The organism is Mycetohabitans sp. B46 (genome assembly GCF_037389205.1).
GTDB lineage: Bacteria > Pseudomonadota > Gammaproteobacteria > Burkholderiales > Burkholderiaceae > Mycetohabitans.
In genome coordinates this window covers 1-25,035 of the sequence record NZ_JADBGL010000008.1, presented here as the reverse complement: position 1 = coordinate 25,035, position 25,035 = coordinate 1, and the positions used below count along the sequence as shown (strand labels likewise).

General features: G+C 64.4%; 19 protein-coding genes and 1 pseudogene. 11 read left to right on the top strand and 9 right to left on the bottom strand.

Going from position 1 to position 25,035, the window contains the following annotated elements:
• Positions 1-120: 120 nt before the first annotated feature.
• The gene (locus IHE30_RS10160) at positions 121-783 is read right to left on the bottom strand and encodes an OmpA family protein (RefSeq protein ID WP_337690336.1); all 663 of its coding nucleotides are present in this window, start codon (positions 781-783) and stop codon (positions 121-123) included.
• Between the two features lie 333 nt (positions 784-1,116).
• Here IHE30_RS10160 and apbC point away from each other — a divergent pair, with 333 nt between their 5' ends.
• The 4 genes from apbC to IHE30_RS10140 all read left to right on the top strand — a co-directional run bounded on the left by apbC (position 1,117) and on the right by IHE30_RS10140 (position 5,884).
• A complete protein-coding gene (gene apbC / locus IHE30_RS10155) occupies positions 1,117-2,205 on the top strand; it encodes an iron-sulfur cluster carrier protein ApbC (RefSeq protein ID WP_337690334.1) in 1,089 nt (362 codons plus the stop codon).
• Between the two features lie 89 nt (positions 2,206-2,294).
• Positions 2,295-2,822, top strand: coding sequence for a superoxide dismutase family protein (locus tag IHE30_RS10150; protein ID WP_337690332.1), 528 nt, complete (start codon positions 2,295-2,297; stop codon positions 2,820-2,822).
• A gap of 102 nt (positions 2,823-2,924) precedes the next feature.
• Positions 2,925-3,494 (top strand): dCTP deaminase, encoded by a 570-nt coding sequence (gene dcd / locus IHE30_RS10145; protein WP_337690330.1) that lies wholly within the window; start codon positions 2,925-2,927, stop codon positions 3,492-3,494.
• A 104-nt stretch (positions 3,495-3,598) separates the two neighbouring features.
• A complete protein-coding gene (locus IHE30_RS10140) occupies positions 3,599-5,884 on the top strand; it encodes an arginine/lysine/ornithine decarboxylase (protein WP_337690327.1) in 2,286 nt (761 codons plus the stop codon).
• Between the two features lie 188 nt (positions 5,885-6,072).
• Here IHE30_RS10140 and argH read toward each other — a convergent pair whose 3' ends face one another.
• The 3 genes from argH to ppc all read right to left on the bottom strand — a co-directional run bounded on the left by argH (position 6,073) and on the right by ppc (position 11,711).
• On the bottom strand, positions 6,073-7,482 hold the full coding sequence (gene argH, locus IHE30_RS10135) for an argininosuccinate lyase (protein WP_337690325.1): 1,410 nt from the start codon (positions 7,480-7,482) through the stop codon (positions 6,073-6,075).
• A gap of 63 nt (positions 7,483-7,545) precedes the next feature.
• The gene (locus IHE30_RS10130) at positions 7,546-8,529 is read right to left on the bottom strand and encodes a helix-turn-helix transcriptional regulator (protein ID WP_337690323.1); all 984 of its coding nucleotides are present in this window, start codon (positions 8,527-8,529) and stop codon (positions 7,546-7,548) included.
• Between the two features lie 188 nt (positions 8,530-8,717).
• Positions 8,718-11,711 carry a phosphoenolpyruvate carboxylase gene (gene ppc / locus IHE30_RS10125; protein ID WP_337690322.1) on the bottom strand — a complete coding sequence of 998 codons (2,994 nt, stop codon included), beginning with the start codon at positions 11,709-11,711 and terminating at the stop codon, positions 8,718-8,720.
• Between the two features lie 131 nt (positions 11,712-11,842).
• Here ppc and hemC point away from each other — a divergent pair, with 131 nt between their 5' ends.
• From hemC to ppa, 4 genes are all read left to right on the top strand, one after another.
• Positions 11,843-12,811, top strand: a complete 969-nt coding sequence (gene hemC, locus IHE30_RS10120; protein WP_337690527.1) for a hydroxymethylbilane synthase — start codon at positions 11,843-11,845, stop codon at positions 12,809-12,811.
• A 16-nt stretch (positions 12,812-12,827) separates the two neighbouring features.
• The gene (gene hemDX, locus IHE30_RS10115; protein WP_443193640.1) at positions 12,828-15,200 is read left to right on the top strand and encodes a fused uroporphyrinogen-III synthase HemD/membrane protein HemX; all 2,373 of its coding nucleotides are present in this window, start codon (positions 12,828-12,830) and stop codon (positions 15,198-15,200) included.
• A gap of 3 nt (positions 15,201-15,203) precedes the next feature.
• The gene (locus tag IHE30_RS10110) at positions 15,204-16,397 is read left to right on the top strand and encodes a heme biosynthesis protein HemY (RefSeq protein ID WP_337690321.1); all 1,194 of its coding nucleotides are present in this window, start codon (positions 15,204-15,206) and stop codon (positions 16,395-16,397) included.
• A gap of 515 nt (positions 16,398-16,912) precedes the next feature.
• Complete coding sequence (gene ppa / locus IHE30_RS10105; RefSeq protein ID WP_337690319.1) at positions 16,913-17,443, top strand: inorganic diphosphatase; 531 nt, start codon at positions 16,913-16,915, stop codon at positions 17,441-17,443.
• Between the two features lie 183 nt (positions 17,444-17,626).
• Here the strand turns inward: ppa and IHE30_RS10100 are convergent, their stop codons facing one another.
• The 3 genes from IHE30_RS10100 to IHE30_RS10090 all read right to left on the bottom strand — a co-directional run bounded on the left by IHE30_RS10100 (position 17,627) and on the right by IHE30_RS10090 (position 19,726).
• The gene (locus IHE30_RS10100) at positions 17,627-18,082 is read right to left on the bottom strand and encodes a DUF3331 domain-containing protein (protein ID WP_337690317.1); all 456 of its coding nucleotides are present in this window, start codon (positions 18,080-18,082) and stop codon (positions 17,627-17,629) included.
• Between the two features lie 152 nt (positions 18,083-18,234).
• On the bottom strand, positions 18,235-18,498 hold the full coding sequence (locus IHE30_RS10095; RefSeq protein ID WP_337690316.1) for a GIY-YIG nuclease family protein: 264 nt from the start codon (positions 18,496-18,498) through the stop codon (positions 18,235-18,237).
• Between the two features lies 1 nt (position 18,499).
• Positions 18,500-19,726 carry a GNAT family N-acetyltransferase gene (locus tag IHE30_RS10090; RefSeq protein WP_443193639.1) on the bottom strand — a complete coding sequence of 409 codons (1,227 nt, stop codon included), beginning with the start codon at positions 19,724-19,726 and terminating at the stop codon, positions 18,500-18,502.
• A 9-nt stretch (positions 19,727-19,735) separates the two neighbouring features.
• Here IHE30_RS10090 and IHE30_RS10085 point away from each other — a divergent pair, with 9 nt between their 5' ends.
• Both IHE30_RS10085 and glnK read left to right on the top strand, forming a co-directional pair.
• Positions 19,736-21,415, top strand: a complete 1,680-nt coding sequence (locus tag IHE30_RS10085) for an NAD+ synthase (RefSeq protein ID WP_337690314.1) — start codon at positions 19,736-19,738, stop codon at positions 21,413-21,415.
• Between the two features lie 145 nt (positions 21,416-21,560).
• Positions 21,561-21,899: a P-II family nitrogen regulator gene (gene glnK / locus IHE30_RS10080; RefSeq protein WP_337690313.1), complete on the top strand. Its 339-nt coding sequence runs from the start codon at positions 21,561-21,563 to the stop codon at positions 21,897-21,899.
• A gap of 45 nt (positions 21,900-21,944) precedes the next feature.
• Here the strand turns inward: glnK and IHE30_RS10075 are convergent, their stop codons facing one another.
• Entirely contained in the window at positions 21,945-22,724 is a 780-nt protein-coding gene (locus tag IHE30_RS10075) for a Smr/MutS family protein (RefSeq protein WP_337690311.1), read from the bottom strand.
• A 49-nt stretch (positions 22,725-22,773) separates the two neighbouring features.
• Positions 22,774-23,769 (bottom strand): thioredoxin-disulfide reductase, encoded by a 996-nt coding sequence (trxB, locus tag IHE30_RS10070; RefSeq protein ID WP_337690309.1) that lies wholly within the window; start codon positions 23,767-23,769, stop codon positions 22,774-22,776.
• Positions 23,770-24,147: 378 nt separating this feature from the next.
• On the opposite strand from trxB, the pseudogene IHE30_RS10065 reads away from it, so the two are divergent.
• Positions 24,148-25,035 (top strand): annotated as a pseudogene (locus IHE30_RS10065) (DNA translocase FtsK 4TM domain-containing protein); the annotation flags it as partial.

Sequence of the window (25,035 nt, the reverse complement as noted above, 5' to 3'; positions counted from 1 at the left end):
TACCATATGAACAGACAGCGAATCGGCTGCGGAGTTCGAAGAATTTTAAAATGAACAACGGCCGGTTTGCCGCCGCGTGTCGCGGCGGCTGACATCGCGGCGGGAAAAATTAGGGTTGCATCATTCGCGCGGTTGTGACGTGGCCCGCAGGTAGATCTCCACGCGCCGGTTCTGCGCGCGGCCGGCCTCTGCGCTGTTGTCCGCAATCGGCTGCGACTGGCCGCGGCCTTCGGCGGCCAACCGTTGCGCGGCAACGCCGTGCAGCGCCAGGTATTGCGCGACGCTCTGCGCACGTGCCTGTGACAGCGTCTGATTGTATTGCGGCTGGCCGGTGCTGTCGGTGTGGCCGAGCACGTGCGCCACCAACTCGGGATGCTGGGTTAGGGTCTGCGCCACTTGGTCGAGCACCGGTGTGAACGAAGGTTTGATCGCATAGCTGTTCGTGTCGAACGAGATCGAGCTGGGGATATTGACCTTCAGCGAGCCGTCTGGTTGCTCAGACACCTGGGTGCCGGTGCCTGCGGTGGCGCCCGACAACTTGTTCTTGATCGCTTGCCAGTTATACCCGGTCATGCCGCCGACCGCGGCGCCGGCCGCAGCGCCGATTGCCGCACCCTTGCCGCCGCCAAAGATTGCACCGAGTCCGGCGCCGGTGGCTGCGCCGACGCCGCTACCGACCGCTGCGTTGCCGCCTTGCGGCGTCTGGCAGCCGGCCAGCAGCGCACCCGCCACTGCGAGGAGCGACAATTGCAACGGAAGGCGGAGGGTGAATTTTGCGTTCATATGACACCTCATGGGTTAAATGGATTAAACCGATGTGCACAGCACACCGTCGGGAGCGACGCTTGCGCGTGGCATCGAAGCGCGATTTCCCGACAGGCGCGCCCGAAGCCTCGCAGGCAGGCTTCATGCCACTACAATGTCGGCATAGCCGCTGATCCATGTCGGAACAACCGCTGGTCGCGGAGCGTGTCGCGTGAAGCGCCGTTTGGCAACGCCACGCAACCATTTTTTGCCATTTCCAGCGTGAGGTTCGACGCGACCCCGCGCGCAAGGTTCGATGCACGTGGCAGGTGTTGGGCGAGCGGATGGAACACTTCAAGTAACGGAGCAACGATGACAATCGACAGGGCCCAGATCGACGCTGTGCTGCACGGCATGATCGACCCGAATACCGCAGAGCCGATAACAGCGGGCAAAGGGGTGCGCAACGTCGTGATTGACGGCGACACGGTATCGCTCGAGGTCGTGCTAGGCTATCCTGCCAAGAGCCAGTATGGGGTAATCCAAGCGCGCGTTGAGCAGGCGCTGCGCGCCGTGCAGGGCGTGGCGCATCTGCACGTGGCGGTATCCCATCAGATCGTGGCGCACGCGGTGCAACGCGGCGTGCAGTTGCTGCCGAATGTGCGCAATATTGTCGCGGTCGCCTCCGGCAAGGGCGGAGTCGGCAAGAGCACCACGGCCGCGAACCTCGCGCTGGCGCTGGCCGCCGAAGGCGCGTCGGTCGGCGTGCTGGACGCGGACATCTACGGCCCGTCGCAGCCGACGATGCTCGGCATCGACGGCCGTCCGGCGTCCGAGGATGGCAAGACGATGATTCCGCTTGAAGGCCATGGCGTACAGGCTAATTCGATCGGCTTCCTGGTCGAGCAGGACAACCCGATGGTGTGGCGCGGGCCGATGGTCACGTCCGCGCTCGAGCAGTTGCTGCGGCAGACGAATTGGCGCGACCTGGACTATCTGATTGTCGACATGCCACCCGGCACCGGCGATATTCAACTCACGCTCGCGCAGCGGGTGCCTGTGACCGGTGCGGTGATCGTCACGACGCCGCAGGACATTGCGCTGCTGGACGCCCGAAAAGGGCTGAAAATGTTCGAAAAGGTCGGCGTGCCGATCCTAGGCGTCGTCGAGAATATGAGCATCCATATCTGTTCCCACTGCGGCCACGCCGAGCCGATCTTCGGTGCTGGCGGCGGCGAGCGCCTCTGCGCGCAGTATGGCGTGCCGTTTCTGGGCAGTCTGCCGTTGGATATCGGCATTCGCGAGCAGGCCGATGCGGGACGTCCGACAGTAGTCGCCGACCCGCACGGACGCGTCGCCGGCCTGTATCACGACATTGCCCGCCAGGTCGCGATCCGGATTGCGAAGCTGTCGCGCGACATGAGTTCGAAGTTCCCGACCATCGTCGTCCAGAACACCTGACGCGGCTCGGTGACATCCTTTACGGTGGCCGTCTCGCCAGATGGGCCAGACGCGGTATCATTGCGGCTTGTTTAGTACCCTGAGGCTGAATGGAACCGCAATTGGGATGGCGTCTTGCCGGCACGATGAGCACGCTGCTCGTGACCAGCGTGATGCTGGTCGGTTGTGCGTCGATCTTCGGCAGGCACGACAAGCGTGCCGACGTCCAGATCGTGCCGGCGGTCGGCCACGCCGCACGCGGCACGGTCACGTTGATCGAATATGCTGACGGCGTGCAGGTGACCTATAACCTGAGCGGGCTGCCGCCGGACAGCGACCATGCGCTGCAGATCCATGAGCGTGGCGACTGCCATTCGCCGGGCGCCGCAGGCGGGGTGTTCAGCCCCGGGGCCGAGCGCCTGAAGCAGGGGATCCGGCTCGAAGGCGACCTGGTGAACCTGCACGCGGACGCGAACGGCGTGGCGGCCGGGTTCATCGTGTCGCCAGACGTGTCGCTGGACGGAGTGCGCTCGGTGGTCGGTCGCGCACTGATCGTACACCGCGACGCGCAGGACTATTATGCGTTTCCGCCTCGCGACGCTGGCCCTGCGTTGGGTTGCGGCATTATTCGCAAATAAGGGTCACGCTGCGATGACATGGCCACGCTGCGATGAGGCAGCGGCGTCAAGCCTCGTTTGCTCGTTTTCAACCTGCGGCCTTGCCGCCTTTCGATTGCACGTATGACGATCAAATCCGATAAATGGATCCGGCGCATGGCCGAGCAGTACAGCATGATCGAACCATTTGCGCCGGATCAGGTGCGCGTTGCGCCGGATGGCCATAAGATCGTCAGCTACGGCACGTCGAGCTACGGCTACGATATCCGCTGTGCGGACGAATTCAAGATCTTCACTAACATCAACTCAACGATCGTCGATCCGAAGAACTTCGATGAGAAGTCCTTTGTCGACTTCAAGGGCGATGTGTGCATCATCCCGCCGAACTCGTTTGCGCTGGCACGTACCGTCGAATACTTCCGTATCCCGCGCAATGTGCTGACCGTGTGCCTGGGCAAATCGACGTATGCGCGCTGCGGGATCATTGTCAACGTCACGCCGTTCGAGCCTGAATGGGAAGGACACGTGACGCTGGAGTTTTCCAACACGACACCACTGCCAGCGAAAATCTACGCGAACGAAGGCGTGGCGCAGGTGCTGTTTTTCGAGAGCGACGAACTCTGCGAGACCTCCTATGCGGACCGTCGCGGTAAGTACCAGGGCCAGCATGGCGTCACGCTGCCCAAGACCTGAGTTTCGCGCGCCGCCGTGCCATGCTGCGTGGCGCATGCCGGCATGTTGCGGCCGCTGCTTACTCGAACGGTAGAGTGCAGCGGTTTGTTTTTGGAGAGTCACCGATGAAGTTTCGCTACCCTGTCGTTATCATCGACGAGGATTTTCGCTCGGAGAACATCTCCGGCTCGGGTATCCGCGCGCTGGCCGAGGCGATCGAGCGCGAGGGGGTCGAGGTGCTTGGCCTGACCAGCTACGGTGATCTGACCTCGTTCGCGCAACAATCCAGCCGCGCGTCTTGCTTCATCCTGTCGATCGACGACGACGAGATCGCGCTGGTCGATGAAGTTGCCGCGACGCACGACCAAGTGCCCGAGCTTGCCAACGCGATCCTGGCGCTGCGCGCATTCGTCGCCGAGGTGCGGCGTCGCAACGCCGACATCCCAATTTTCCTGTACGGCGAGACGCGCACGTCACGTCACATTCCGAACGACATCCTGCGCGAGCTGCACGGCTTCATTCATATGTTCGAGGATACGCCTGAGTTCGTTGCGCGGCATATCATCCGCGAGGCGAAGGTGTACCTGGATTCGTTAGCGCCGCCATTCTTTAAGGAGCTGGTCAAGTACGCGGACGAAGGCTCGTATTCGTGGCATTGCCCAGGTCACTCTGGAGGCGTCGCGTTCCTGAAGAGTCCACTTGGCCAGATGTTTCACCAGTTCTTCGGCGAAAACATGCTGCGCGCGGACGTGTGCAACGCCGTGGACGAGCTTGGGCAACTACTGGACCATACCGGGCCGGTAGCCGCGTCCGAGCGCAATGCGGCGCGCATCTTCAGCGCTGATCACCTGTTTTTTGTGACTAACGGCACGTCCACGTCGAACAAGATCGTCTGGCACGCCACCGTCGCGCCGGGCGACATCGTCGTGGTGGACCGCAACTGCCACAAGTCGATCCTGCACGCGATCACGATGACTGGTGCGATCCCGGTCTTCCTGACGCCCACCCGCAACCATTTTGGCATCATCGGGCCGATCCCGCGCGATGAGTTCCAACCGGAGAACATCCGCCGCAAGATCGACGCGAATCCGTTCGCGCGCGAGGCGCTCGCGAAAAACCCGAAGCTCAAGCCGCGGATTCTGACGATCACGCAAAGCACCTACGATGGCGTCGTCTACAACGTCGAGATGATCAAGGACCTGCTGGGCGACACGATCGATACGCTGCACTTTGATGAGGCCTGGCTGCCGCACGCCGAATTCCACCCGTTCTATCAGGACATGCATGCAATCGGGCAGAACGCCCGCCGCACCGACGCGCTGGTGTTCGCGACCCATTCGACGCACAAGCTGCTGGCCGGCATCTCGCAGGCGTCGCAGATCCTGGTGCAGGATTCGCAGTTGCCGCGCTTTGATCGGCATCGCTTCAACGAGGCATACCTGATGCACACGTCGACCAGCCCGCAATACGCGATCATTGCGTCGTGCGACGTGGCTGCGGCGATGATGGAGCCGCCCGGCGGCACCGCGCTCGTCGAGGAGTCGATTGCCGAGGCGCTGGATTTCCGTCGCGCGATGCGCAAGGTCGATGCCGAATATGGCGACGATTGGTTCTTCAAGGTGTGGGGGCCCGATCAGCTCGTCACCGAGGGCATTGGCTCGCGTGAGGACTGGCTATTGCGGCCGAACGACCGCTGGCATGGTTTCGGCAACCTGGCCGAAGGCTTCAACATGCTGGACCCGATCAAGGCGACGATCATCACACCGGGGCTGGACGTGGACGGCGAGTTCGGCGAGACGGGTATTCCGGCGGCGATCGTCACCCGCTACCTGGCCGAGCATGGCATCATCGTCGAGAAGACCGGACTGTACTCGTTCTTCATCATGTTTACGATCGGCATCACCAAGGGCCGCTGGAACTCGATGGTCACCGAATTGCAGCAGTTCAAGGACGACTACGATCGAAACCAGCCGCTATGGCGCGTGCTGCCAGAGTTCGTCACGCAGTATCCTATGTACGAGCGTGTCGGGCTGCGCGACCTGTGCGAGCAGATTCACAGTGTGTACCGTGACAATGACATCGCGCGGCTAACGACCGAGATGTACCTGTCCGACATGGAGCCGGCCATGCGCCCGACCGACGCGTTTTCGAAGATCGCGCACCGCGAGATCGACCGCGTGCCGATCGACGACCTCGAGGGCCGCGTCACTAGCATCCTGCTCACGCCGTATCCCCCGGGCATTCCGCTGTTGATTCCGGGCGAGCGGTTCAACGAGACCATCGTGCGCTACCTGAGGTTTGCGCGCGACTTCAATGCGCGGTTTCCCGGCTTTCATACCGATATTCACGGGCTGGTCACCGAAGGGGTCGGCGGCAACGTCAAGTACTTTGTGGATTGCGTGCGGCCGTGAGCGGCGCGCCGGCCATCGGCCGGCGGGCGGCGCCGATAGCGCGGCCGTCAGCGCAATAGGCGAGTCGGCGATCGATGGTGCGATGGCGGGCCGGTGATCGATGGTGCGATGGCGGGTCGGCGATCGATGGTGCGATAGGTGGGCGGCAATCGACGGCGTGATAGCCGGTCAATAGCCGCGCGCCGCTGTTACCGAGACAGCGCGGTGCGTGCGGCTGCGATTGCGGCGCGCACCTGCTGCGGCGCCGTACCGCCCACGTGATTGCGGCTGGCGACCGAGCCTTCCAGTGTCAGGTAATCGAACACGTCGTCACCCAGCAGCGACGCGACTTTCGGCAATTCGGCGCGCAACTGGTCGAGCGTCAGGTCCGCCAGGTCACAGCCCCGGTCTACGCAGACGCGTACCGCATGGGCCACCGCCTCGTGCGCGTCGCGAAATGGCAAGCCACGCTTGACGAGGTAATCGGCCAGGTCGGTCGCAGTCGAAAAGCCTTGCAGCGCCGCGGCCCGCATCGCATCCGGCTTGACGGTGATGCCGGCGACCATTTCGGTGAAGATGCGCAGCGTGTCGGCCACCGTGTCAACGGTATCGAACAGCGGCTCTTTGTCTTCCTGGTTGTCCTTGTTGTACGCGAGCGGCTGGCCCTTCATGAGTGTGAGCAGCGCGATCAGGTGGCCGTTTACACGGCCGGTCTTGCCGCGCGCAAGCTCAGGCACGTCGGGGTTTTTCTTCTGTGGCATGATCGATGAGCCGGTGCAGAAGCGATCGGCCAGATCGATGAAGCCGACTCGCGGGCTCATCCACAGCACCAGCTCCTCAGACAGCCGCGACACGTGCGTCATGACTAGCGCCGCAGCCGCCGTGAATTCGATCGCGAAGTCCCGGTCCGACACCGCATCGAGTGAATTCGCGCAGACACCGTCGAAACCGAGCGTCCTAGCGACGTGCTCACGGTCGATTGGGTAGCTGGTGCCCGCAAGCGCCGCAGCGCCCAACGGTAGCCGGTTGACCCGCTTGCGGCAGTCGAGCATCCGTTCGGTGTCGCGCGTAAACATCTCCACGTATGCCAGCAAATGGTGGCCGAAGGTCACCGGTTGCGCGACCTGCAGGTGTGTGAAGCCCGGCAGGATCGTGTCGGCATATCGTTGCGCGAGTTCGAGCAGCGCGCCTCGCAAATCCTTGAGTAGCACGCTGATCCGGTCGATCTCGCCGCGCAGCCAGAGTCGGATGTCCGTTGCAACTTGGTCGTTGCGCGAGCGCCCGGTGTGCAGCCGCTTGCCCGCATCGCCAATTAGCGCGGTTAGCCGGGCCTCGATGTTTAGGTGGACGTCTTCGAGGTCTAGTTGCCATTCGAATTCGCCGCGCTCGATCTCCCCGCGAATCTGCTCCATGCCTTTGCGAATCGCCGCGACGTCGTCGTCGCTGATGATCCGTTGCGCGCCGAGCATCGCCGCGTGCGCAAGCGAACCCTCGATGTCAACGAGCGCGAGCCGCTTATCGAAGAACACGGACGACGTATAGCGTTTGACGAGATCGGACATCGGCTCGGAAAAACGCGCCGACCAGGCTTCGCCCTTTTTGTGCAATTGGGAGGTCATGACAGGATGCCGCAATAGTAGAGGTGCCGCTTGCCGCACCGCCGTGCGGCAAAGACAAACATTCTAGCATCGCGGCAGCGTGGCACCGGCGTCGTGCGCGGCGGCCGCGGCGGTGGCTTCGCCGCGCAGTTCATGTTGCGCGATCAGCACCACGAGCTTCATGTCGTCGCGCTGGGCCGGCACGAAGGTGATCTGATCGTAGGCGATGCGCCCGCGCACCGGATGATCGAACTCGCGGCGGCCGCCTTCGCGCTCAAACACGTCCTGCGATGCCCAGAAGCGCGCGAACGGGTCGCATTGCGCAATCAACGTGTCGAGTAGCGCGCGCGTGGGTGCGTCGTTCAAATGTCGGATCGAGTCGGCGCGGAATTCGGCGACGAGCCGGCGTGCACGGGTTTCCCAATCGACAATCAGCGTGCGCGCGGCCGGCGAGGTGAAGGTGTAGCGCAGCAGGTTGGGGTCGCTGCCGTGCGTGTCCCGAGGAACCAGCACACCGGCAGTCGCGGCCGGCTTGGCCGCGTCGAGCCAGCCGATAAACAATTCCGCCGCTGCCGCGTTCCAGGCGAGCGCGTTCCACTGTGGGTCCAGCACGTAGGCGGGGGTGGCGATCAACCCGACGCTGGCCAGCAGCGCCGCGGGCACGCCGGCCGTGACCGCGTCCGGCTCGGCGGGATCGCGCTGCGCGGCAAGCTCGAACAGATAGGCCCGTTCCGCGCGCGACAGCCTCAATGCGACGGCGATCCGCGCCAGCGCATCGGCGGATGCTGATACGGGGCGGCCTTGCTCGATCCACGTGTACCAGGTGGCGCTGACCTCGCACAACTGTGCGACTTCCTCGCGTCGCAGACCCGGCGTGCGGCGCCGCGTCCCGCGCGGCAGGCCGACGTCCGCCGGCGTGAGCCGCTCCCGATGCGAGCGAATGAAAGCGCCGAGCGCGCGTGCCACTGATGCGTCGGCGCGTGACGCAGGTCGGCGATTGTCTCGAACAGGGGGGGCACCATCAAGCTGACGCGAGGCACCCCATGCAGCAGGCAAAGCGGTCGTCATGATCCGGGAAGTCATCGATACCAGGATAGCAAGCGATCTTGTACCAGTATAACGCAGCAGCGTAGTGTGCAGGCTCGCACCATGTGTAAGCTCACGCCATGTGTACAGGCTTACGCCCTATGCAGATTCACGTCATATGCAGGTTCATGTTGCATGTAGGCTCACACCGTATCGCCAGCATGCCGGCGTCAGCCCGTGTTGCGCAACCCCGCGGCGATCCCGTTGATCGTCAAGTGAATGCCGCGTCGCAGCCGTGCGTTCGTGGTGCCCGCGCGGTGCCGGCGCAGCAGTTCGACCTGCAAGTGGTTCAGCGGATCGAGGTACGGGAAGCGGTTCTTGATCGAGCGGGCGAGCAGCGGATTGTCCGCCAGCCGCGACGAATGACCGGTGATCTGCGCGAGCGCCTCCGTGGTGCGATGCCATTCGGCGACGATCTGATCGAATACCTGCTTGCGAAGCTTCTTGTCCGACACCAGTTGTGCGTAGCGCGACGCGACCGCCAGATCCGACTTGGCGAGCACCATGTCCATGTTGGACAGCAGATTCGAGAAAAACGGCCACGTCTTGACCATTTTGCGCAGCAGCGCCACGCGCTTTTCCCGGTCCACCGCATCCGGTGCGGCATCCAGGTACGCGCTGATCGCGCTGCCAAAGCCGTACCAGCCGGTAAGCAGCAGCCGGCATTGACCCCATGAGAAGCCCCATGGAATCGCGCGCAAGTCCTCAATGCGACGATGCTTGGGATCGTGCAGCTTGCGCGAGGCGGGGCGGCTGCCGATATTGAGTTCCGCAATCTCGGCAATCGGCGTGGACTCGAAGAAATAGTCGGTAAAGCCCGGGGTCTCGTACACGAGCGCGCGGTATGCCGACATCGCCGCGTCCGACAGCGTCTGCATCAGGGCCTCGAACTGCGGCAGTGCGCGAGGTGACTGGGCATGCGGCTGCAACGTCGCCTCCAGCGTCGCGGCCACTACGGTTTCAAGATTGCGCCGGCCGATTTCCGGATTGCCGAACTTGCTGGCAATCACCTCGCCCTGCTCGGTCAACCGGATCTGTCCATCCACGGTGCCCGGCGGCTGTGACAGGATCGCCTGATAGGTCGGGCCGCCGCCGCGCCCAACTGTGCCGCCTCGGCCGTGAAACAGTCGCAGCCTCACGCCACGCTCGCGAAACAGCGCGACCAGCGCCAATTCGGCCCGATACAGTTCCCAGTTCGACGTGAGAAAGCCACCGTCCTTGTTGCTGTCCGAGTAGCCGAGCATCACTTCCTGTTCGCCGCCCTGGTGGCGCACGATTGAGTCCATGCCCGGCAGCGCCAGCAGCGCTTCCATGATGCGTGGCGCGTGACGCAGGTCGGCGATTGTCTCGAACAGAGGGATCACCATCAAGCTGACGCGCGGCGCACCATGCCCAGCATGGGTTGCGTGCTGGCCGTTGCCCGCCTGTGGGGCCGCGGCGGGCAGGCTGCCGTGCATCAGGCCGGTTTCCTTTTGCAGCAGCATCACTTCAACCAGATCTGATACGGTCTCGGTATGGGAAATGATGTAGTTGCGCACGGCCCGCTCGCCAAAGCGCTGCCGTATCGCACGCGTGGCCTCCAGCACGGCAAGCTCGCTGTGCACCAGCGGCGAGTACTCCGCGTACGGCAGGCGCAAAGCGCGCGGCTGCGCCAGCTCAGCCAGCAGCAGCGTCAGCTTGTCGTCCTCGGACAACGCGGCATAGTTGTCGACCACGCCGGCACGGGCAAACAGCTCGGTCAGCACGGCTTCGTGGACATCCGAACTTTGCCGCAGATCGATGCTCGCAAGATGAAAGCCGAATACTTCGACCGCGCGCGCGAGCGGTGACAGCCGGGGGGCGGCAAGCGACGCGCCATGGCGCGCCTGCAGTGAGTCGATCAGCACCTGCAGGTCGGCGCGCAATGCGTCGGGCGACGCGTAAGGCACTGCGTCGCGGTGCTCGCCGCGGATCGAGACGGCTGCGTCGCCGAGCAGCGTGCGCGCGGTCGCGGCCAGCCGCGCATAGACGCCGATCAGCGCGCGCCGATACGGCTCGTCCACGCGGTGCGGCGAAGTATCGGGCGAGGTATCCGCCAGTTGCTTGAGCGCGTCGCTGGAGCCTGCCAGCAACTCGGAGACGGACAGCTCCGCGCCGAGCCGGTGCACCTGCTCCAGATAGTGTTGGAAGAGCACCGCCGCCTGGCGCGTGATTGCCCGCTCGAGCGTGGCCGCCGTTACGTTCGGATTGCCGTCGCGGTCGCCGCCGATCCAACTGCCCATCTGGAAGAACGGGGGCAGTCGGGTGGGCAGGCCGTGCTCGGCCAGTGCCTGCTCGATGTCCGCGTACAGCGCCGGGATCTCGTCCAAGAAGGTCGTGCGATAATACGACAGCGCGTTTTCGATCTCGTCGGCGACCGTGAGCCGCGAGCCGCGCAGCATGCGGGTTTGCCACAGTGACGTGACGCGGGCGCGCAGCAGCGCTTCGTTGGCCGCGCGCTCGCGCGCGGTGAGCGGCTGGTCACGCTTGGCCAGCAAGCGTGCGATGTCGTGTTGCGCGTCCAGGATGCTCTTGCGCTGCACCTCGGTGGGATGGGCGGTGAGCACCGGCACGATCAGCCCGGTGTCGAAGAACGTCTTCAGCGCGGACAGCGATTCGCCATCACTTTTGGCTAGCCGCGCAAGGGCGCATGCGACGGTGCCTGCCTGCGGCGCGGAGCCGGCCAGCGCATGGATGCGCCGGCGGCGGTTATGGTGGCAATCCTCGGCGATGTTCGCTAGATGTGAAAAGTAGCTGAATGCGCGCACCACGCTGACCGTTTGCTCTGGTGTGAGGGCCTTGAGCATCTTGTCTAGCTTCTTGGCCGCGTCGATGTCGTCCTCGCGGCGAAATTTCACCGCCGACTGGCGGATCGTCTCGACCACGTCGAATACAGCGTCTCCCTCTTGCTCGCGGACCACGTCGCCAAGCAGCCGGCCAAGGAAGCGGATATCCTCGAACAGCGGCCTGTCTTTGTCCTCGCGGGTGCGGCCGTGCGCGGGCGATGCCGCGGCGTGCGCCGGCGGTGTCACCGCGGTCGGGGTCGGCCGTGCGGGCGTGGCGCGGGAGGCGGTAGAGGTAGCAGAGGCGGTAGCGGCGGTCTTGGCGTTGCGGCGCGCGGCAGCGGCCGATCCGGAAGTCGTCACAAGCAATTCCCCAAACTGGCGATTGAAGGGTTCCGGCATCCGCGCGCAGCATCGGGATACCGAAGGGTGCGTGCTACCATTTGATTCGTTATCACATCCCGATTGGGTACGAGGTCGACTTGAGTCTCGAGATGCAATGCGCGATACCGCCCGCGACGCTGGTGATCGCCTCGCGTGAAAGCCGGCTTGCGCTGTGGCAAGCCGAGCATGTGGGCCGTGCGCTGCACAAATTATATCCGTCTTGCGACGTAAAGGTCCTCGGTATGACCACTCGCGGCGATCAAATTCTGGATCGTGCGCTGTCCAAGGTGGGCGGCAAGGGGTTATTCGTCAAGGAATTGGAGAATGCACTGGCGGACGGTCGCGCGGACTTGGCGGTTCACTCGCTCAAGGACGTACCGATGATGCTGCCTGATGGCTTCGCGCTGCCGGTTGTCCTCACGCGGGAAGACCCGCGTGATGCGTTCGTGTCGTCGCAATTTACCTCGTTGGCGCAATTGCCAGCGGGCGCCGTGGTAGGTACATCGAGCTTGCGCCGCGAGGCGATGTTGCGCAGCCGCTATCCGCATCTGGTGATCAAGCCGCTGCGCGGCAATCTGGACACCCGGCTGGCCAAGCTCGACCGCGGCGACTACGCGGCAATCATCCTCGCCGCCGCCGGGCTCAAGCGGCTTGGCCTCGCAGCGCGGATCCGCACGCTGCTGGACCCTGCCGACAGCTTGCCGGCGCCCGGCCAGGGGGCGCTCGGCATCGAGATCTGCGCCTCGCGCGCTGATCTGCACCAGTGGCTTGCGCCGTTGTGCGATATGCGCACGGCGCTGGCCGTGGAAGCCGAGCGGGCCGTGTCGCGCGCACTCGGTGGCAGCTGCGAGGTGCCGCTCGCCGCATATGCGCAGTGGCAGGGCGACGTGCTGCAACTGCGGGCGTCGGTCGCCACGCCCGACGGCAGCCGCGTACTGGCTGCGTATGGCAGCGCGGCGCCGACGGACACGGCCGGTGCGCTGGCGCTTGGCTGGCACGTGGTACAGCAGTTGCAGGCACAGGGTGCGATGCAAATCGTGCAGCCACTGCTTGACGCGTCGCGCGACGGAGCCGCGTGATGGGGGAGGGCCAATCGTGACGCAGGCGTCGCTTCCTCCCATGTCGCAGTCGGCGGCCGCGGGCGAAGCCGGTGCGCCTGTCGCGGCACGTCCGACCGTGGTGATGACGCGCCCGGCCGGACAGAGCGCCGAACTGCTGACCGCGCTTGCCGCAGCTGGGCTGGATGGTTTCGAGTTTCCGCTGATCGACATTGCTGATGCAACGGACAATGCGCCGCTGGTCGATGGGTTGCTCGATCTCGAGCGTTATGCGCTGGCGGTATTCGTCTCGCCGAACGCGGTTGATCGCGCATTCGCGGCGCTTGCCGCAGCTCGGCCGAAGGCATCGCCGGAAAACGCCTCCCCGGTGGACATACCGCCCGCAGATGCATCGTCGGCTGATACGTTATCGGCTGATACGTCATCGGCGCATGCCTCGTCAGCCGATAGGCCGTCGGCACATGCGCCGGCTGACGCCGTGCTGTCGCCCGCTTTCTCGTGGCCAACCACGGTACCGGTCGCCGGCGTGGGTCCGGGCACGGTGCGGGCGTTGGCGCGCCACGGCGTGCAGCCGCACACGCATCGGATCATCGCACCCGGCGATGCGGTGCGCGTCGCGCTGCAGGCGTCGGTGTACGACGGCGGCAACGACGGCGGCGCGGGCGTTTCCCATGCTGGCGAGCCGCCGGGGCGCGACGATACCCCTGCGGTGCAGGTCTCTTCCGACTCGTATGCGAGCGGCGATGCGCCGCGCTACGATTCCGAGGCGTTGATCGACGCGCTTGCCACCGCCTTTGCGCCGGACGGACTCACCGCGCTGCAAGGGCGGCATGTGTTGCTGGTGCGCGGCGACGGCGGCCGCGAGTTGCTCGCCGAGACGCTGCGTGCGCATGGCGCGATCGTCCAGGCGCTCGGTGCGTACCAGCGACGGCTGCCCGAGCCGAGCTTTGACGCGTGGCAACGCGTGCACGCGCTGCTCGCCGGCCAGCCGCACGCCTGGGTATTGACCAGTTCGGAAGGTGTGCGCAACCTGGAGGAGCTGGCACGCGAGCATCTAAATCGCGACGAGATTGTCGCGCTTAAGCGCGCCCCGATTGTCACACCGCATCCGCGCATCGGTGATACGGCACGCAAAGCGGGTTTTGATACGATTACGGTGTCCGGCGCCGGTGATCAAGCGATCGTCGGCGCGCTGCGCGCGGTGTTTTCACCGATCATTCAAGCCGCTTCCTTCTCGAAGACTCCATCGCAATCGGCTCAATCACGCATGACAGATTCCAAAGATTCCCAGCCAGCGCCAGGTGTGGCGCCGCAAGCGGCGCAACCGGCGCGCCCTGCCGCGGCCAACGTCCCGCCGGCTGCACCATTCCCCCCGTACGAATCGAAGCGCCGCCGCCGCTCAGTCAGCACGGCGCTCGCCTGGATCGGCGCGGTGGTGGTGCTGGCGGGCGCAGGCGCAGGCGGCTACGCGCTCGAACGCAAGATCGAGCGGCTGCAGCAGCAACTTATCGTGCGCCAGCAGGCCAACGACGCACAAAGCCGCGACACCCGGCTCAAAGCCGATGAGGCCGCGAGCGCGGTACGCCAACTCGATTCGCAGCTGACCCAAGTCGCCGGCCGGGTCGGCGACGTACAGACGCAGCATCAGGCCTTGCAGGCGTCGTTGCAGGACTTGGCAAAGAACCGCGACGATTGGACGCTGGCCGAAGTCGAGCAGACAATCTCGTCTGCCAGCCAGCAACTGCAATTGACCGGCAATGTCGGCTTGGCGTTGTTCGCGCTACAAAGCGCGGACACGCGGCTCGCGGCATCAACGGGCGCGCAGGTCATCGTGGTGCGCAAGGCGATCGCGCAGGATATCGACAAGCTGAAGGCTGCGCCAAGCGTCGATCTGGCGGGACTCGCTATCAAGCTCGACGACGTGATCGCGCAGGTGGACGCCTTGCCGTTGGCCGGCGAGGCGCCGGCTGCGCCGCTCAAGCCGCGCGCCGGCACGCCGGCGGACGTGGCGCAGGTGGCCGCCGCCAATGGCGAGCCGCGCTGGAAGGCATGGTGGCATACATTGGCGGCCGGCGTGATGACGCAACTAACCGGTCTCGTGCAGGTGCGCCGCATCGACAACGCGGACGCGATGCTGGTCGCGCCAGACCAGGGCTATCTGTTGCGTGAGAATGTGAAGCTGCGGCTGCTGTGTGCGCGCGTCTCGCTGCTCTCGCGCGATGAGAAGCTGCTGAAGGCGGACTTGCAGGTCGCGCAGCAGGCGCTCGCGCGGTACTTTGATCTGTCTGCCCAGGCCACGCAAAACGCGCGTGAACGGCTCGATCAGGTGCAAAAAGGTGCGGCGCACATTGAGTTGCCGAGCCTGGAGGCGAGCCTGAATGCCATCCATCAGAACAAGGGCCGAGGCTGAACGATGGCAATTCGAGCAATTTTGTGGCTGATGGCACTGTTTGCGACCGCCGTGCTGCTGGCGCTCGTTGGCGCACACGACGCGGGGCAGGTGCTGATCATTTGGGCGCCCTATCGGATCGATATCTCGCTGAACTTGTTCGTGGCGGCGCTGGTCGTGTCGTTCGTCGTGCTCTATATCGTCGTGCGCTCGATTCGCGCGGTGCTGAAAATGCCCGAACGAGTCACAGCGTACCGGGCGCGTGTGCGGCTTGCCAACGCGCACCAGGCGCTGCGCGAGGCAATCGGCAACTTGTACGCGGGTCGTTTTTCTCGCGCGGAGAAAGCTGCGCGCGAGGCCAGTGCAGTTGATGCAAATAAGGCGCCGGCCGGCCTGATCGGTGCAGCCGCCGCACATCGCATGCGCGAATTTGCGCGTCGCGATGAATGGCTGGCGCAGGTGACCGGCAACGATTGGCAAGAGGCGAGGTTGATGAGCAGCGCCGAATTGCGCGCGGATGCGCGTGATGCCGACGGGGCGTTGGCAGCATTGACCGAGATGCGTGCGCAGGGTGGACGGCGCATCCATGCGTTGCAAATCGCGTTGCGTGCACAGCAGCAGCTGAAGAACTGGGCGGAAGTGCTCAAGCTGGTGAAGACCCTGGAAAAGCGCGAGGCGATTCATCCGGCGGTGTCGGTGCACCTGAAGCAACTCGCCGTCGAGCATTTGCTGCGCGAGCGGCGTCATAACCTCGATGCGCTGCTGCAGCTATGGCAATCGCTGAGCGCGGCCGAGCGTCAGTTGCCCCGCATCGCGGACTTGGCCGCGGCATTGCTGATTGCGCTGAACCGCCCGGCCGATGCACGCAAGATCGTCGAAGAGGCGCTCGCGCATCACTGGGATCCTCGACTGCTGCGCCGCTACGCCGACTGCGCGGACGACGATCCATTGCCATTGATTCAGCGCGCGGAAGCCTGGCAGAAGGCGCGCCAGGACGATCCCGACCTGTCTTTTACGCTGGGACGCCTGTGCCTGCAGCAAAAGCTGTGGGGCAAGGCACAAGCATTCCTCGAGCAGGCGCTCAAGCTCGCCGCGGACAACGAGCCGCTGCAGATTCGTGCGCACCGGGCGCTCGCACGCCTGCATGAGCAGTTGGGCAACGCGCAGCAGGCCGCCGAACACTACCGCGCCAGCGCCACGGCGATGAATGTCGTCTAGCTAGTGCCGCGATGATGGCCGTATTGGGCCGCTGGCAGATCGTACGCACGGGTTGCCGGTAGCGTTGCGTGCTCGGCTGCTGACAGCGGCCGTATTCAGTGGTTGACGCCCCCACCATGCTGACCTGTGGGCGATGACAAACTGCGCGTGCCGGCGACGGCTGTCCTGCACCACCGTGCCCGCTAGCGCGATACGAGGCGCTTGGGCACGCTGAGTGTCACCAGCGAGCCGAGCACCATGAAACCCGCCACCTAGTCCATGCCGGAATCCGTGCTGCTGGTCAGGTGAGCCAGCCGATTAGGTATGGGCTGACGAATCCGGCCAGACTGCCTAGCGAGTTGATCATCGCGAGGGCTGCGGTGTGCTGACCATGATCGCGCCGAGTTCGTGATGACCGGACGAAAGCCAAGCAGTGCAGCCGGATCGGATACCGCCTTACGCGATCGCAGCAGGTCGGTTGATATAATCGAGCTTTCGCCTCCATCGTTCGTTTTATCGTTACCAGGAAATTCGACATGAGCTTCGATCACGTCCCGCCCGGCAAGGACCTGCCACACGATTTCAACGTCATCATTGAAATTCCGGCGCAAAGCGACCCAGTCAAATACGAGGCGGATAAGGAGTTGGGCCTGCTCGTCGTAGACCGTTTCATCGGCACGGGAATGCGCTATCCGGCCAACTACGGGTTCATCCCGCAAACGCTCGCCGGCGACGGCGATCCGGTCGATGTGCTGGTGATCACGCCCTTTCCGTTGTTGGCGGGCTCAGTCGTGCGCTGCCGCGCGTTGGGCATGCTGAATATGACGGACGAATCCGGCCAGGATGCGAAGCTGATCGCGGTGCCGGCCGACAAGATCTGTCCAATGACCGCCCACCTGAAATCGGCCGATGATGTGCCGGCCTATCTGAAGGACCAGATCAAGCATTTCTTCGAGCAGTACAAGGCGCTTGAGAAAGGCAAGTGGGTCAAGGTCGAAGGCTGGGAAGATATCGCCGCCGCACACAAGGAGATTACCGACGGCGTCGCGAACTTCAACAAGTTATAAACGACGCGGCGTGCTGGCGTGCTGGCGTACTGGCCGGCTCGTTTGTCGGCGATGACCCGCCGGGGTCGGACCGACTCGGCGGGTTGTTCGCGGGCGCGGCAAGTGCGCGGGGCGACCGCGGCGCCCGTCTCCCGGCCATGGCGCGCGTCGTCCGGCCGCTTAGATGAGCCCGGCCTGAGCCGCCTAGGCAGCCTCGGCCTCGACCGTCTGCGGCATCGCGCTAGCAAGGATCATGGCGTCGAAGTTGCGGGGCCTAGGCTCGCGTTGCGCCGGCCGGTACACGAGATCACCGCGCTGCACCGGCTGGCCACTTAGCGCGCATTGGCTGTCCTGTTCCGCGGTGGCGACGCGCCAGCCCTGATAACCATAGTGGCAGGTCGCCGCATCGGACCAGTACACGATGGCGGTGACGCTGCTAGGCCGGTCGATGATGCGGATGATTGGTTTGCCGGCCGCGACTTGCCGCCCAAGCGGCATCATGGCGGTATGCTTGCCGCGCTGTGCTGGGCGCGTGCGGCGGGCGGTCTGGAACGGGGGGACGGCGGCAGCGGGGCGGTCGGCAGCGCGCTCGCGCGCACGGGCGCCGAGGCAGCGGACGGTCTGCTGCCAAGGATCCGCGTGTTTTGCAATAGCAGTCATGGCGATGGTTCCGGGCATTCTCTAGCACGGACGTTACGCCGCAGGCCAGCGCGGATAAAGATCATTATTGTGAATTCTCTGTCTTGCCAGCGCAAATAATCGGCGTGAGTGCCGCGCGGTGGGCGTTGCGGCGCGGCCCGGCGCGGCCTTTGCTATGGGTGCGGCAACGGACGGCGGCCCTGCGCAAGTGCCCGCTTTTCGCTGGCGGATAACCGCTCGACATGATATTCGACGCGTGATGCGCTGGAGCGGTCAGCCATCGCGAAGGTGGCAAGCAGTCGCATGGGTTTGTGCGAGCGGGTATAGCGGGCGCCGGTGCCGTCCTGATGCTTGGCGAAGCGAGCCTGCACGTCGACGGCGATGCCCGTGTAGATGCTGCCGTCCGCGCATTCGATCAAATACAAGTGCCAGGCCATGTCAGCATGCCGTGTCGGCGCCGCGCCGGAACGGATCGTGTTCACGCAATTCATCCACATAGCGGTGTATGCCGCCCGCCTCGCTGTCCAGGAACTGGGCGACAGCGTCCGCGAATTTGGGATGCGCGAGCCAGTGCGTCGAATGGGTGACGGTGGGCAGGAAGCCGCGCGCCATCTTGTGCTCGCCTTGGGCGCCGCCCTCAAATGTGGCGATGCCGGCCTCGATGCAAAATTCCAGCGGTTGGTAGTACGCAGTCTCAAAGTGCAGACACGGTATGTGTTCGAGCGCGCCCCAGTAGCGTCCGTACAACGTGCCTCGGCCTCGGCCTCGCGACGCGGATGTGTCGCGGTCATAGACCAGTAGTGCGCTGGCGATCGGCGCGCCGGCGCGCTCGGCGATCACTAGCAGCAGATTGTCAGGCATCGTTGCGCCGATCATCCGGAAAAAATCTAGATTCAGGTAGGGGCTCGAATGATGCTCGCGATAGGTCTGCCGATAGCACCGCGAGAAAAATGCCCATTGCGCGGCGGTGATGGCCTGGCCGGGCACGCGGCGCAGTGTGACGCCGGCGTCGCGCACCTGGCGGCGCTCGGCACGAATGTTCTTGCGCTTCTTTTGCGCCAACGTGGACAAGAAGTCATCGAAGTCCCGATAGCCTTGGTTGAGCCAGTGGAACTGGACGCCTTCGCGCAGCAGCATGCCCATCTCGACCAGCAATTCGGCCTCGCGCGGCGAGGGGTACAGCACGTGCAGCGACGATACATGGGCCTGCTCGGCCGCGGCCAGCAGCGTGGCCACCAGACGGCGGCGCGCATCGTCGCTGTGCGCGAGCAGACGCGTGCCTTGCACTGGCGTGAATGGCACCGCGCACAGCAGTTTCGGGTAGTAACGCAGTCCGTGCCGCTGGTAGGCATCGGCCCACGCCCAGTCGAACACATACTCGCCGTAGCTATGCTGCTTTACGTAGAGTGGGGCGGCCGCCGCGAGCACCTCGCGCGAGTCCGGGCCCTCGTTGCACCATAGCGTGACGAATTGGGCCTGCCAACCGGTTTTGGCCACCGCGCATTGCGTTGCATCCAGCGCATGGAGGAATTCATGTCGCAAGAACGGCGTGGGCTGTGCCTGCCGCGCGAGCAGCGCATTCCATTGGCACGCGTCCACCTCGTCCAGTGACGCGAGAATCCGCGTGCGATAATCGCCCATGCGCTGTGAAGCCAACTCGCTCATCGTTCGTCCATGAAAATCGCTCTTGCCCAGATCAACGTGACCGTCGGCGACTTTGCCGGCAATATCGCGAAAATTGTCGCCGCCGCGCAAACCGCCCATGATGCTGGCGCGTCACTGATGATCGCACCGGAACTGGCGCTGTCCGGCTATCCGCCCGAAGACTTGTTGCTGCGTCCGGCGTTTTACACGGCAAGCCATGCGGCGCTTAGCGAGTTGGCCGCTCAGCTCGCGCGCTTTGCTGGACTGCACGTGTTGGTCGGCCATCCGTATCGCAGCGCGCCGACAGGCGATGTTAATCCAAATAGGCTGCTCGAGCGCGGCGTACCGCCGGTGGACACGTTCAACGCAGCGTCGCTGCTGGTTGAGGGGCAAATTGTGGGCACCTACCTGAAGCAGGAACTGCCCAATACCGAGGTGTTCGACGAAAAGCGGTATTTCGCGTCGAATCCGCAACCGTTCGTGTTCGAGTTGGAGGGTGTGAAGTTCGGCGTCATCATCTGCGAGGACGCGTGGCATCCATCGGCCGCGTTGCTGGCGAAGGCGGCGGGCGCCCAGGTGCTGCTTGTGCCCAATGGCTCTCCGTATCATATGAACAAGGAGGATGTGCGCGTCGATATCCTGCGCGAGCGCATTCGCAAGACCGGCATGCCGGCCGTCTACTTAAATCTGGTCGGCGCGCAGGACGAGCTTGTGTTCGACGGGGGCTCGTTCGTGCTCGATGCGCATGGCGAGCTAATGGCACGCCTGCCGCAATTCGTCGAGCAGACGGCGATTGTCGAGTTCGACGGTGCACAGGCGCAACGTGGCGAGATTGCGCCGCGCGAATGCGTCGAGGCGCAGATTTATGCTGCGCTGGTGCTCGGTGTGCGTGATTACTTGAACAAAAACGGATTTCCAGGGGCGATCATCGGGCTGTCCGGCGGCGTGGATTCGGCGCTGGTACTGGCCGTCGCGTGCGACGCATTGGGTGCCGAGCGCGTGCGCGCAGTCATGATGCCGTCCCGCTATACCGCGGATATGTCCACGTCCGATGCCGCGGAGATGGCGCGGCGTGTCGGCGTGCGCTACGACGAAATTGCGATCGGTCCGATGTTCGACGCGTTCCGCGCGTCACTGACCGCGCAATTTGCTGGCTTGCCCGAAGACGCCACCGAGGAGAACATTCAGGCCCGCATTCGCGGTACGCTGCTCATGGCGCTGTCAAACAAATTCGGCTCGATCGTGCTGACCACCGGCAACAAGAGTGAGATGGCCGTGGGCTATTGCACGTTATACGGGGACATGGCGGGTGGCTTTGCGGTCATCAAGGATATCGCGAAGACACTGGTGTATCGGCTGTGCCGCTATCGGAACGCGGCGACCACGTTTGCCACGCGCGACATCATCCCGGAACGGATCCTGACCCGGGCGCCGTCGGCCGAGCTGCGCGAGAACCAAACCGATCAGGACAGCCTGCCGCCGTATGAAGTGCTGGATGCGATCATGCGGATGTACATGGAGGAGGACTGGTCGCTGGAGGACATCGTCGCGGCCGGCTATGCTCGCGCCGATGTCCAGCGGGTCACGCGGCTGATCAAGATCAACGAATACAAGCGGCGCCAGGCGCCAATCGGGATTCGCGTTACGCACCGCGCATTTGGCCGGGATTGGCGCTATCCGATTACATCACATTTTAGCGAGGCATGTTGAGCATGCGCGGCAATGGCGTGGCACCGCAACGCAGCGATGTGTGGCGTGGTGCTGTGGCCGGTGGGGGCGTGCCCGCGCTCGCGCGCCCCGCGGGCGCTGGTTAGAATAGCTTCATTCCATTCCAAGCGGACAGGTGAGGCACACCATGAAGCGTATCACTGCAATCATCAAGCCCTTCAAGCTCGACGAGGTGCGCGAAGCGCTCGCGCAGGTGGGCCTGACCGGATTGACTGTGACCGAGGTCAAGGGCTTTGGCCGGCAAAAAGGGCATACCGAACTCTATCGCGGTGCGGAGTACGTAGTCGACTTTCTGCCGAAGGTAAAGATCGAGGTCGTGGTCGCGAACGACCAGGTTGATCAGACGCTCGATGCGATCATTAGCGCCGCGCGTACCGGCAAGATTGGCGACGGAAAAATCTTCGTCGCTGACATCGAACGGGTGATTCGGATACGCACCGGCGAAGAGAACGAGGCGGCGGTCTGATTCACATCGCTCGCGCTGCGTGGCAGGCAGGCGACGTGGTCCACCTCAACCACGCGGCCTTGGCTGCAGTAGCACGAGTACGGCACCGGCTCCGCCGTCATGCGCCCGGGCCTGACAAAAGGCAATCACTTCGGCCTTTTGCGCCAGCCAACTGCGTACTTTGCCCTTGAGCACCGGTTCCTTACCAATCGAGCCCAAGCCCTTGCCGTGGATCACGCGCACGCAGCGCAGCCCCCGCTTGACCGACGCACGCAGGAAATCCGCCAGGGCTTCGCGTGCCTCATCACGGCGCAGTCCGTGCAGGTCGATCTGTGCCTGCACGACCCACGTGCCGCTGCGCAGCTTGCGCACGACGTCAGTCGCCACGCCTGGCCGGCAATAAGACAACGACTCATCGACGTCGAGTAGTGCTTCCGGATCGAATTCGTCGGACAGTGCTTCATCGAGCACGGCCTGTTCGTCGCGCTGCGTTTGCAGCGGCACGGGGGGCGGCTGCACGCGGTGCAGCGGCGCGCGGCCGGAGGGCTTAAGCGGCGTGATGTCGCCAATCTCGCGGCGAAATTCGGTGGCGGCCGCTTGCGCGGCGCGCTGCTCGCGCTCGGCATGGCGACGCGCCTGCTCGCGGGCCGTGGCGTCGCTTTTGAGCATGTCGCGCAGCGCGCCGAGCGAGGCTAGGCTGGACAGGCGGCGCTTGCCGGCGGCAGGGCCGGCAGGGATCGGCGCGGATACTACCGCGCCAAGCGCGGCCCCCGCGATGGCGGATGGGGCAGCGGGCGTCGGCCGCGCCCGCACGCGGTCATTCGGATGGGCTTTTTCCTTTGGCATGGGTCGCCCTCGACTTTGATGCTGTCGCTGCGACGGTATCACGCGCCGCTCAGCGGTTGGCTTCGTGGCTCATCACGTGTGGCGCGGCCGTCTCATGGATGCTTTCCAGATAACGCTGTGCGTCCAGCGCGGCCATGCATCCGGTGCCCGCGCTGGTAATCGCCTGCCGATAGATGTGGTCTTGCACATCGCCCGCGGCGAACACGCCGGCGATCGACGTGGCGGTCGCATTGCCGTTCAGGCCGGCGTTCGTGACGATGTAGCCGTTACGCATCTCCAATTGGCCCTCGAAGATGTCGGTATTCGGCTTATGGCCGATCGCCACGAACAGGCCGTGTACCGCCAGGTCGGTGGTCTCGCCAGTCTCCGTATGCTTGATGCGCAGGCCGGTCACGCCCGAATCGTCGCCGAGGACTTCATCGAGCACGTGGTTCCACTTAATTTGGACGTTGCCTTCCTGCTCCTTCGCGAGCAGACGATCGATCAGGATCGGCTCGGCGCGGAATTTGTCGCGACGGTGGATTACCGTGACCTTCTTCGCGATGCCCGACAGGTATAGCGCTTCCTCGACGGCGGTGTTGCCACCGCCGATCACCGCGACGTCTTGATTCCGGTAGAAGAAGCCATCGCAGGTCGCGCAGGCGGACACGCCCTTGCCCATGAACTGCTGCTCTGACGGCAGGCCCAAGTATTGGGCCGACGCGCCAGTCGCGATGATGAGCGCATCGCACGTGTACTCGCCAGAGTCGCCGATCAGCCGCAGCGGCCGCTCGTTGAGCTTCGCGGTGTGGATGTGATCAAACACGATTTCGGTATTGAAGCGCTGCGCGTGCTCGAGTAGCCGCTGCATCAGCTCCGGACCCTGTACGCCGCTTGGGTCGCCGGGCCAGTTCTCGACGTCGGTGGTCGTCATCAACTGCCCGCCTTGCGCGAGGCCGGTGATCAGCATCGGCGACAGATTGGCCCGCGCCGCGTAGACGGCGGCGCTGTAGCCGGCCGGGCCGGAGCCGAGAATCAGGACTTTCGCGTGCTTGCGTTCGGACATGGCGGTTGATCCTTGTAGGGCGGCGGTGCGCACAGCCGCACCGCGCGGCAATGCGTAGGTGATATCGGGCTCACCATTATAAAGGGGCTGGCCGGCATTAGCCTGATTGCTCTTTTGCATCGGTGTGATAGGCATGATGACCATCGGCGCGATGCCCCTCCATCCATCGGCGTGATGCCCCTCCATCCATCGGCGTGATGCTCCGACGCTCATCGGCGTGATGTCCCAACGTTCGGCGGCGTTTGGGCCCCTCATCCGGCACGCTGGTGCGCGCTTGCAACACCGGTCTTACAACTTGTTGCGTGGCGCGCCGGTCCGACCGTTTACAATGAAGGCGCTCGAACTCCGGCGGCCGCATGCCGCCCTCTTGTCGATTCAATGGCGAAATCCACGTATTCTCCCGGGACACAAGCTTTACCGCATCGTCTGTCGCGTTTGCTCAGCGAGATCCGCTGGCTGCTGCAGGTCGCGCTCGGCCTGTTTTTGCTGATGGCGCTAGTCAGCTACAGCCGGCGCGACCCAAGCTGGACGCATGCCGTGCAGGTGGACCGAATCACGAATTGGGGTGGCCGTGTCGGTGCGTGGACATCCGACATGCTGCTGCTACTGTTCGGCTTGTCCGCCTATTGGTGGATCGTGCTGCTGGGGCGGCGCATCGCCGACAATTACCGGCGCATCACGCGTCACGACGCGCTGGACGAGCCGGCCACGCCGCGCGAAGGCGGCTGGTTGGCCGAGATGCTGTCGTTCGCGCTTGTGCTCGTGGCCAGCGACGGCCTCGAGGCATTGCGGATGTGGTCGCTCCAGGCTCAATTGCCTCGGGCACCCGGCGGCATCGTCGGCGACGCGGTGGCCCGCGGCGTGCAGCACGCGCTTGGGTTCACCGGCGGCACGCTGGCGCTGCTGCTCGCGCTGGCGATTGGCCTGTCGCTTTTTCCGCTTTTCGTGGCTGTCGGTGGCCGAGCGCGTCGGCGAGGCGATCATCAATGCGGTCATGCTCGCGCAGTTGCGGCGCGACGAGAAGCGCGACCGCAAGGCTGGCCAGCAAGCGGCGGTCAAGCGCGAGGGCAAGGCGAGCGCAGTCGGGTGCGGCTCGAGGAGCATGAGCCGGTGACGATCGTGCCGGACGTGGTGTCGCCGACCAAGTCCGAGCGCGTCGAAAAGGAAAAGCAGGTGCCGCTGTTCCAGGATTTGCCGGGCGATGGCACGTTGCCGCCCTTGCACTGCTCGACGCGCCGCCGGCCACGCGGGAAACCGTATCGGCCG

Excerpts from the sequence above, each read along its gene's own strand:
- trxB (WP_337690309.1), bottom strand. The coding sequence starts at position 23,769 with ATGTCCGAACGCAAGCACGCGAAAGTCCTGATTCTCGGCTCCGGCCCG.
- IHE30_RS10085 (WP_337690314.1), top strand. The coding sequence starts at position 19,736 with ATGAAAATCGCTCTTGCCCAGATCAACGTGACCGTCGGCGACTTTGCC.
- argH (WP_337690325.1), bottom strand. The coding sequence starts at position 7,482 with ATGACCTCCCAATTGCACAAAAAGGGCGAAGCCTGGTCGGCGCGTTTT.
- ppa (WP_337690319.1), top strand. The coding sequence starts at position 16,913 with ATGAGCTTCGATCACGTCCCGCCCGGCAAGGACCTGCCACACGATTTC.
- IHE30_RS10140 (WP_337690327.1), top strand. The coding sequence starts at position 3,599 with ATGAAGTTTCGCTACCCTGTCGTTATCATCGACGAGGATTTTCGCTCG.
- IHE30_RS10130 (WP_337690323.1), bottom strand. The coding sequence starts at position 8,529 with ATGACGACCGCTTTGCCTGCTGCATGGGGTGCCTCGCGTCAGCTTGAT.
- IHE30_RS10090 (WP_443193639.1), bottom strand. The coding sequence starts at position 19,726 with ATGAGCGAGTTGGCTTCACAGCGCATGGGCGATTATCGCACGCGGATT.
- IHE30_RS10075 (WP_337690311.1), bottom strand. The coding sequence starts at position 22,724 with ATGCCAAAGGAAAAAGCCCATCCGAATGACCGCGTGCGGGCGCGGCCG.
- IHE30_RS10160 (WP_337690336.1), bottom strand. The coding sequence starts at position 783 with ATGAACGCAAAATTCACCCTCCGCCTTCCGTTGCAATTGTCGCTCCTC.
- IHE30_RS10095 (WP_337690316.1), bottom strand. The coding sequence starts at position 18,498 with ATGGCCTGGCACTTGTATTTGATCGAATGCGCGGACGGCAGCATCTAC.
- IHE30_RS10110 (WP_337690321.1), top strand. The coding sequence starts at position 15,204 with ATGGCAATTCGAGCAATTTTGTGGCTGATGGCACTGTTTGCGACCGCC.
- glnK (WP_337690313.1), top strand. The coding sequence starts at position 21,561 with ATGAAGCGTATCACTGCAATCATCAAGCCCTTCAAGCTCGACGAGGTG.
- IHE30_RS10100 (WP_337690317.1), bottom strand. The coding sequence starts at position 18,082 with ATGACTGCTATTGCAAAACACGCGGATCCTTGGCAGCAGACCGTCCGC.
- hemC (WP_337690527.1), top strand. The coding sequence starts at position 11,843 with ATGCAATGCGCGATACCGCCCGCGACGCTGGTGATCGCCTCGCGTGAA.
- IHE30_RS10150 (WP_337690332.1), top strand. The coding sequence starts at position 2,295 with ATGGAACCGCAATTGGGATGGCGTCTTGCCGGCACGATGAGCACGCTG.
- apbC (WP_337690334.1), top strand. The coding sequence starts at position 1,117 with ATGACAATCGACAGGGCCCAGATCGACGCTGTGCTGCACGGCATGATC.
- dcd (WP_337690330.1), top strand. The coding sequence starts at position 2,925 with ATGACGATCAAATCCGATAAATGGATCCGGCGCATGGCCGAGCAGTAC.